Consider the following 2,500-nt stretch of genomic DNA (forward strand, 5'->3'; position numbering starts at 1 on the left):
CTACGAACTGCATGCCGCAGGCTCCTCCGTTATTGCCTCGCAGACGGTGGCGCAGATGGCCCCGCTGTGGGCCGCCGAGGAGGCCGTGCGCGGCCAGGACCCGGTAGTTCGGATAGCTGCGCGTCAGGAGAAATCCGCCGCCGTCGTTGCCGCTCTCTTTGCGCTGTGGGAAAAGGAGCTGCCGAAGCTGTCGGGAAAATCGAAGCCCGCCGAGGCGATCCGCTATGCGCTCGGCCGGCGTGCCGCGCTGGAGCGCTTCCTCACCGACGGCCGCATCGAAATCGACTCCAACACCGTCGAGCGCGCGATCAGGCCACAGACAATTACCCGAAAGAACAGCCTCTTCGCTGGCAGCGACGGCGGTGGACGGACATGGGCCACCATCGCCACGCTGCTGACCACCGCCAAGATGAATCAGGTCGATCCGTACGCCTGGCTCACCCAGACCCTCGAGCGCATCGCCAATGGCTGGCGAAACAGCGATATCGAGGCGCTCATGCCTTGGAACTACCAGCGCTAAACGGCATCAGCTACGCGCTTACTAAGGCTACCGGGGTTTGATGCTTGCATTGCAAGGATTTTGGTGGGGGGGCAGGATCTGTCTCGGTGTCCCGGGTGTCGGCTTCATGCGAGGCCTGACGGGGATCGAAACAATCGCCCAGCAATACGAAAACGGCCCGCACAAGGCGGGCCGTTTTCGTATTTGGTTGCGGGGACAGGATTTGAACCTGTGACCTTCAGGTTATGAGCCTGACGAGCTACCGGGCTGCTCCACCCCGCGTCAACCCTAAAGGTAAGCCTTGGCTCACCGGATTCAAGCTTCCGCCAAATGAAAGGGCCGCTTACGCGGCCCGATATCCCGTTGGCGGGCCTGTTCGTAAGGAGAAGATTAAACAACGTGCGCTTGGCAGACCTGGCAGCGACCTACTCTCCCGCGTCTTGAGACGAAGTACCATCAGCGCTGGAGCGTTTCACGGCCGAGTTCGGAATGGGATCGGGTGCAGCCGCTCCGCCATAACCACCAGGTCGGCAAAACGCACGTTGCTCGAGAAGCTGTTTTCTGTGCCATCCATCTCGGCGCAATCCAAGGATTGTCACCAGAAATGGGCATTAGGAATGAGAACGATCAAGCCGATCGAACTATTAGTACCGGTAAGCTTCAAGCGTTGCCGCTCTTCCACACCCGGCCTATCAACGTGGTCGTCTTCCACGGTTCTCAGGGAATACTCGTTTTAAGGTGGGTTTCCCGCTTAGATGCCTTCAGCGGTTATCCCGTCCGGATATAGCTACCCTGCTATGCGGCTGGCGCCACAACAGGTCCACCAGAGATCCGTCCATCCCGGTCCTCTCGTACTAGGGACAGATCCTTTCAATATTCCTACACCCACGGCAGATAGGGACCGAACTGTCTCACGACGTTCTGAACCCAACTCACGTACCGCTTTAAATGGCGAACAGCCATACCCTTGGGACCTGCTCCAGCCCCAGGATGCGATGAGTCGACATCGAGGTGCCAAACAACCCCGTCGATATGGACTCTTGGGGGTCATCAGCCTGTTATCCCCGGCGTACCTTTTATCCGTTGAGCGATGGCCCTTCCACGCGGGACCACCGGATCACTATGACCGACTTTCGTCTCTGCTCGACTTGTCAGTCTCGCAGTCAGGCAGGCTTATGCCATTGCACTCAGCGAACGATTTCCGACCGTTCTGAGCCCACCATCGCGCGCCTCCGTTACTCTTTAGGAGGCGACCGCCCCAGTCAAACTACCCACCATACATTGTCCCGGACCCGGATAACGGGCCGCGGTTAGACATCCATAGTGATAAGGGTGGTATTTCAAGGGTGGCTCCACCTGAGCTGGCGCCCAGGTTTCAAAGCCTACCACCTATCCTACACATGCCACTACGAATGCCAATGTAAAGCTATAGTAAAGGTGCACGGGGTCTTTCCGTCTAACCGCAGGAACCCCGCATCTTCACGGGGAATTCAATTTCACTGAGTCTATGCTGGAGACAGCGGGGAAGTCGTTACGCCATTCGTGCAGGTCGGAACTTACCCGACAAGGAATTTCGCTACCTTAGGACCGTTATAGTTACGGCCGCCGTTTACTGGGGCTTCGATTCAGAGCTTGCACCCCTCCTCTTAACCTTCCAGCACCGGGCAGGCGTCAGACCCTATACGTCGTCTTGCGACTTCGCAGAGCCCTGTGTTTTTGATAAACAGTCGCTACCCCCTGGTCTGTGCCACCCTCCCATGCTTGCGCATGAAAGGGTCACGCTTCTTCCGAAGTTACGCGTGCAATTTGCCGAGTTCCTTCAGCATAGTTCTCTCAAGCGCCTTGGTATACTCTACCAGTCCACCAGTGTCGGTTTCGGGTACGGTCTATAAGGAGGAGCTATTTCCTGGAACCACGCAGCAGCCCTTTCAATCCGATAAGATTGGACTACCTCAATGATCCGTCACTTCCTCCAGGCCCACGAATATTAACGTGGTTCCC

1 protein-coding gene, 1 tRNA gene and 2 rRNA genes (1 of these 4 cut by a window edge) are annotated in these 2,500 nt (G+C 57.4%); 1 reads left to right on the forward strand and 3 read right to left on the reverse strand.

What is annotated here, in order from left to right:
- On the forward strand, positions 1-520 hold a 520-nt coding region (locus NKI25_RS05655), incomplete at its 5' end, for an IS66 family transposase (protein ID WP_352998232.1).
- A gap of 184 nt (positions 521-704) precedes the next feature.
- Here NKI25_RS05655 and NKI25_RS05660 read toward each other — a convergent pair.
- The 3 genes from NKI25_RS05660 to NKI25_RS05670 all read right to left on the reverse strand — a co-directional run.
- Positions 705-781, reverse strand: a tRNA-Met gene (locus NKI25_RS05660).
- Between the two features lie 130 nt (positions 782-911).
- Positions 912-1,026: ribosomal RNA gene (rrf, locus tag NKI25_RS05665) — 5S ribosomal RNA — on the reverse strand.
- A gap of 96 nt (positions 1,027-1,122) precedes the next feature.
- Positions 1,123-2,500 (reverse strand): 23S ribosomal RNA (locus tag NKI25_RS05670) (it continues 1,421 nt past the right edge of the window).

This window comes from Mesorhizobium sp. M0808, assembly GCF_040320025.1.
Taxonomy (GTDB): Bacteria; Pseudomonadota; Alphaproteobacteria; order Rhizobiales; family Rhizobiaceae; genus Mesorhizobium.